Origin of the sequence: Actinomadura formosensis NBRC 14204 (assembly GCF_001552155.1) — a bacterium.
Taxonomy (GTDB): domain Bacteria; phylum Actinomycetota; class Actinomycetes; order Streptosporangiales; family Streptosporangiaceae; genus Spirillospora; species Spirillospora formosensis.
Map to the genome: position 1 here is coordinate 1 of NZ_BCQQ01000215.1, position 5,849 is coordinate 5,849.

Annotated in this window: 4 protein-coding genes and 1 pseudogene; 2 read left to right on the plus strand and 3 right to left on the minus strand. The window is 75.2% G+C overall.

The features are described from left to right. Together AF1_RS31475 and AF1_RS31480 are read left to right on the plus strand one after the other, a co-directional pair. Positions 1 to 425: pseudogene (locus tag AF1_RS31475) on the plus strand (hypothetical protein); the annotation flags it as partial. A gap of 127 nt (positions 426 to 552) precedes the next feature. Further along, positions 553 to 1,434 (plus strand): hypothetical protein, encoded by an 882-nt coding sequence (locus tag AF1_RS31480; RefSeq protein ID WP_067807744.1) that lies wholly within the window; start codon positions 553 to 555, stop codon positions 1,432 to 1,434. On the opposite strand, the gene AF1_RS31485 is transcribed toward AF1_RS31480, so the two are convergent. The 3 genes from AF1_RS31485 to AF1_RS31495 all read right to left on the minus strand — a co-directional run. After that, complete coding sequence (locus AF1_RS31485; RefSeq protein WP_157419372.1) at positions 1,435 to 2,361, minus strand: hypothetical protein; 927 nt, start codon at positions 2,359 to 2,361, stop codon at positions 1,435 to 1,437. A 780-nt stretch (positions 2,362 to 3,141) separates the two neighbouring features. Beyond that, the gene (locus AF1_RS31490; protein WP_084263512.1) at positions 3,142 to 4,017 is read right to left on the minus strand and encodes a hypothetical protein; all 876 of its coding nucleotides are present in this window, start codon (positions 4,015 to 4,017) and stop codon (positions 3,142 to 3,144) included. Between the two features lie 110 nt (positions 4,018 to 4,127). Further along, positions 4,128 to 5,849 (minus strand): ATP-binding SpoIIE family protein phosphatase (locus tag AF1_RS31495; RefSeq protein WP_067807750.1); only part of this gene is annotated, 1,722 nt, incomplete at its 5' end.

Sequence of the window (5,849 nt, forward strand, 5' to 3'; positions counted from 1 at the left end):
TGGGTGGAGCTGGCCGAGCTGGTCGCCCGGCGGGCTACCCGCCCGCGGCGCACGGCCACCCCGGTCCGCCGCCGGTGCACGTCCATCACGGCCCGCCCGGCTACCGCGGGCATCGCGGGCACCCCGGCATCGCGGCGGCCGGGCTGGTCGGCGGCGCCGCGGCGGCCGGTGTCGCGGGCGCCATGGCCATCGGCGCCATGGGCGACGCGGCCGGATACGCGCAGAACGCGGCGGGCTACCTCGCGGGCGCCCCGGTGGACGCGTTCGGCAACGCCATCGCCGGATACGCCGGCAACGTCGCCGGCAACATGATCGCGGACGCGGCCGGGGGCGTCGCCGGGGACATCGCGGCCGACGTGGCCGGCGACCTCGCCGGCGGCGCGGCCGAGATCCTCGGCGGCCTGCTGGGCGGTCTGTTCGGCTGATCCCCGTGTCCCCGTCCCGCCGCTCAGCGGAAAAGCCGGGCCTTTCGGACGAGATGCGCCGCGTCCTCGTCCAACCCGGCCACGGATGGTTATCGTCAAGAGCGCAGCCCGCTTCCCGAGGAGTCACATGACCACCGTGATCCTGGTCCTGCTCTGCCTTGCGATCGCCGGACGCGAGCTCTACCTGGCATCCGACAAGCGGCTTCCGCGCGCCCAGGCGGAGCTGCGCCAGCTGCGGAGACAGTTCGACGACCTCGCCCGGGACCACCAGACGCTCAAGACCGTGGTGGACGAGGCCACGGAGCCGGCCGGCATCCCCATCCCGCCGCAGACCCCGGAGGCGCCCGCCGAGGTCCTCGAAAGGCTGGACACCGTCACCGGACGCGTGGAGCGGCTGGAGAAGCAGTTCGGCGACATCTCCGAGGAACTCGCCGGCGCCGGCCTCGACCGCGACGCCCAGCACGCCCTCGCCCGCTCCCTCGACGCGGTGGAGCAGGACGTCCTGGAACTGCACCGCGAGATGCTCGACCGCCTCGACCGCGAGGAGGGCGTCGTCACCGGCGCCCTGCTCAGTGAGGAGGGCGAGGGCGAGGCACTGCTCGCCGAGGCGTACGAGCGGTGCGCCGCCGAGTGCGGGCTGCGCGTCCGCATCCGCGACGGGCGCTCCATGCAGGCGACCGGCACCTACCGGGGCACCGTCTACCACATGTCGGGACGGCGCCCCGACGTCCTCGCCGAGGACCTGTTCTCCTACGTCCGCGGCCTGTACGACCCGCAGGACCCGTCCCCGGTCAACGCGCTGCTCACCGAACTGGCGTCCCTGCGCGGCGGCGGCGTCGCGCGGTTCGGCCCGTTCGTCGCGGTCAGCACGCAGAGCGCGCTCCTGTGCGGTGTGCTCCCGGACGAGGAGAGCACACCGCCGACCGAACCGTGGCAGTTCGTGGACCAGATCCGCGACCTGCCCGCCGACCGGCAGCGCGACCTGACCTGGCTGCGCTCCGGCGACTGATCACGGACGGGAGAACCGGGCCGCGCCGTCGGCCGCGTCCACGCTGAACGCCAGCAGGCACCGCGGGACGCGCGCCGCGTCGATCTGCAGGCACAGCCCGAGCCGAAGGCCGGGGTCGACGAACACGACCCGCCGCAGCGCCCACAGCGCCCGCCGCGCCCGGGCCCGCGTCTCGGGCCGCTCCGGTTCGCGCAGCGTCCCGGTGACGACCCGGCCCGCGTACCGCCACAGCGCCGCCGAGTCCAGCACCCGCACGCCCGCCTCGGTGAGGTTCGCGACGATCACGACGCCGCTGTCGTCGTCCTCCGTCCCGGGCGGCACCGGCAGCGCGCCCTCACCCGGCAGCTCCCGCGGTGCCCGCGGCCCGCCCACCGCACGGTGGTACCGCAGCGGATCGAGCGTGTCGATGACGAACGCCCCCGCGTAGGGCCTGGACGCGCGCGGCGGCGCCGTCTCCTCCGGCGGCGGCGACCCCACGGTGCGCGGGCTCAGATGCGCGCTGAGGTCGAACACCATCCCGGCGTCGTCCAGCCACACCGGCACTCGGAGCCTGGCCGCCGTCCTCCGGTCGAGCGCGTCCACCGCCATGTCGGCCCGCCGCGAGAGCGCCGCGGCCATCCCCAGTCCGGGGAACGCGCTCTCCAGCACCGCGAGCATGGCGCGCCACGTCGGGCTGCCGACGAACTCGCGCACGAACGCGTCCGCCGTGGCCTTGCGCCGCCCGGGATCCGCCATGGGTCCGGGCCGCCGCGGCTCCGGCACCACGACATCGGGCACGGTCACCGCGGGCGGCTCCGCCGCCAGCCCCTTCCGGGGGAGGAACGGCTCATCCCGCCGCTTCCACAACGGCGGCTCCGCCTCCCCCGGGGACGGGCCGGGAGACGCGGCCTGCGGATCACGCGGTGCCCACGGCTCACCCGAAGACACCGGCCGGTCCCCGCCCGGCTCGTGGGACGTCCACGCCGGCGGCTCTGACCGGGTCGTCTCCTCGGCCGGGGCGGGCGCCGAGCCGGGAGACGCGGTCTCCGGCTCGCGCGGTGCCGGCCCTGCGGGCGCCTCGCCGTTCGCATCATGCCGCGTCCACAACGGCGGCTCCGGCGAACGCTCTTCACCCGCGGACGCTCCCCCACCCGGCGCCCGGGACCACGGCTCCGCCTGGGCCGCGCCGGGAGACGCTGTCCCCGGGTCCTGGGGCCTCCAGGGCGACGGGGGTTCGGGGGACGGGGAGCCCGGCGGCTGCGGAGAATCCGAAGAGGACGACCCCTCAGAAGACTGCCCCGCAGGAGAAAGCGGCCCAGATTCATCGGACATCCACGCCGGCGGCTCCGGCCGGGTCACCTCACCCGCCGAGGAGGAAGGGCCGCCCGGGGACGTGGCCTCCGGTTCGGGGGGTGCCCAGGACGGGCGGTCGCTCGACGGCGGCTCGGATGAGGGTGGTGCAGGGGGTTCGGAGCCGCCACCCGGGGCCTGGGGCGAGGGGGCCGGGGAATGGCGGGTCCAGGATTGGTCGGCCGGTTCGGGGGGTGGCTGGGGGTGAGGGGTCCAGTCGGACGTGCTCTTGCCTGCTACGTGGATGTCTCCGGGGTAGGGGCTCTGGACGGGGGTCTCCGGAGGCGGAGAATCCCCGGGGCCGGAGTCGTCGGGTTCGGGGCTGCGACGGTCACGCGGGCCGAATCTCACGGTCTCGATCCTGCGCCGATTTCAAGATCATCGGCAAGGTGGGCGCGTGTCGAAGAGGGCGGCGCACAGGGATTCGAGGTCCGAGCCGTCCTCGGCGGGCAGCACGGTGAGGGCCGGGCCCGGGTCCAGGCGCAGCCGGACGGACACCTCACGGCGCAGCGGGTCGTCGGTGCCCTGCGCGGCGGCGACGTCCCGCAGGCCGACGGAGATGACGTCGGGAATGTCGACGACGAGGGGTTGCTCGCCGGCGGGGAGCCGGTCCAGCCACAGGTCGAGGAGACGGCGGGCAAGGCCGTTCAGCAGGCGGCCCCACGGTTCCACCAGGTCCGCCGGGACGTTCTCGGTCTGTAATTCGGGCAGGCCGAACCGGGCGAGGCCCCTGGTGGCGAAGAAGAAACCGCGCGGGCCCGCGGTGTGCGGCAGCAGCATCCAGTCGGTGAGCCGGACGCCGCCGTCCGGGCCGGGCAGGGAACACAGCAGGTGGGAGGGCGGCAGGACCCGCGGGGTGAAGACGTCGATCACCGGGGAGCCGGCGACGGTTCCAAGGAGGCCCGCGACGGTGCGGGACGCCCATTCGTGCGCCGGTGGGCGGCCGGGTCGGTAGGCGGCGCGGACGGCGATCAGGAAGGCGGCGGACGAGATCGTCTCAAGTTCGGACGCGGCGGCACCGTAGGCGGCCAGGAGGTCACGGGGCAGCGGGGGGAAACCCGAGGACGGGCGCTGGTCGAGGGTGAGCATGGGGCTGCCGAGCATGCCGAGGACGAGGTCGCGCAGCGGCGGCCCGGTGTGCCGGGTCACCTGGTCGCGGGCGAGGGCGCCGGGGTCGGCGAGCGGTTCGGGGAGCGGCACGGCGTAGGTCCCGTAGAGGGTCTGGGGAACCGGCAGTGTCAGATACTCGCCCAACTCGTCTCCCGGGGGCGTCGGCACCTTTCGATCAGAGCCGATGGAGACGTCGGAAAGTATCTGGCGGCAGCGGGACATTTACCTCACAGCTCGGCGAGGGGGACCCACGATCAGCGCGGCAGCCGCTGCTCGAACCACACGATCTTGCCCGTCTCGGTGCGGTGCGCGCCCCAGCGGGCCGAGATGTGGCTGACGAGCTGGAGGCCGCGGCCCGATTCGTCGGTGTCCTCGGCATACCGGAGATGCGGCAGGTCGGGGCCGTTGTCGTGGACCTCGCAGAGCAGCGTCCGGCCCTTGATCAGGCGGACGCCGAGGGAGCCTGCGCCGTGCACGACGGCGTTGGTGACCAGCTCGCTGACCAGCAGCCGCGCGGTGTCGACGAGGGCATCGAGGCCCCAGCCGGCGAGCCGCGCGGCGACCTGCCCGCGGATCCACGGGACGGTGTCCGGCTCGGGTTCCAGCTCCCAGGTGGCGACGTCGTCGCGCGGGATGCCGTCGCATCCGACCGCGACGATGGCGATGTCGTCGGCGGGGGTGCGGGCGGCGAGCGCGGCGAGCAGGTCGTCGCAGGTGCCGTCGAGGTCGTGGGACGCGCCGGCGAGCCGTTCGCGCAGCTGCTCCAGCCCCTGTTCGATGTCGCGGTCGCGGCGTTCGAGGAGCCCGTCGGTGCACAGGACGAGCTGCGACCCGTCCTCGACCTTGACCTCCACCGTCTCGAACGGCTTGCCGCCCACCCCGACCGGCACACCGGACGGGACGGGCAGCACGCGGCTCTCCCCGTCCGCCGACACGAGGACGGGCGGGACGTGCCCCGCGTTGGCGAACGTGCAGCGCCGCTCGACCGGGTCGTACACCGCGTACAGGCAGGTGGCGAGGTGGTCCTCGCCCAGCCGGCGGGCGAGCCAGTCGAGCCGGCGCAGCAGCCGGCCGGGCCACATGTCCTCGGCGGCGAGGGTGCGGACGGCGGTGCGCATCTGCCCCATGATCGCGGCGGAGGTGAGGCCGTGCCCCATCACGTCCCCGACGACGAGGCCGAGCCGGGAGCCGGGCAGCGGGATCGCGTCGAACCAGTCGCCGCCGACCTGGGCGGCCTGCCCGGCGGGCCGGTAGCGGTAGCGGACCCGGGCCCCGGCGACGTCCGGGGGATCGTCGGGGAGCATGCTGCGCTGCAGTTCCTCGGCGACCTTGACCTCGTGCCGGTACAGCCGCCCGTTGTCGATGCACAGCGCGGCGTGGCGGGCGATCTCGTCGACCATGGCGAGATCGGACTCGTCGAACCAGGGCCGGTCGGGCTTGCGGAGCAGCTTGAACGTGCCGAGCACCCGGCCGCGCGCGATCAGCGGGACGACGAGCAGCGCCCGCCCGGTGAACAGCGGGCGCAGGTCGCGGCCGCCGAACGCGGCGGCGAGCCGGGCGGCCCGCGCGGGGTCGACGCGCCGGATGTGCACGGGACGCCCGGTCCGCATGGCCTGGACGAACGGGGTGCCGGGCGGCAGGAGCAGCGCCTCGCCCTCGGGGACGGCGTCGTCCCAGCGCCCGGGCTCGTCGTTGTGGGCGACGGCGACGCGGCGCATCAGGGTGGTCTCGTCGACCTCGGCGGCGGGCGGCGCCGAGTCGGTGACGACGCCTTCGAGCAGTTCGACGGCCGCGAAGTCGGCGAGCCGCGGGACGAGAACCTCGGCGAGCGTCCGGGCGGCCTGCAGGTGGTCGAGCGAGCTGCCGATCTGCCGCCCGGCCTCGCCGAGGTAGGCGAGCGGTTCCAGGGCGGCCGGGGTGTTCCGCCGGGGCCGGGGCCGGCGCGGCGGCGCGGCCGCGGGCCTCGGCGCCGGGAC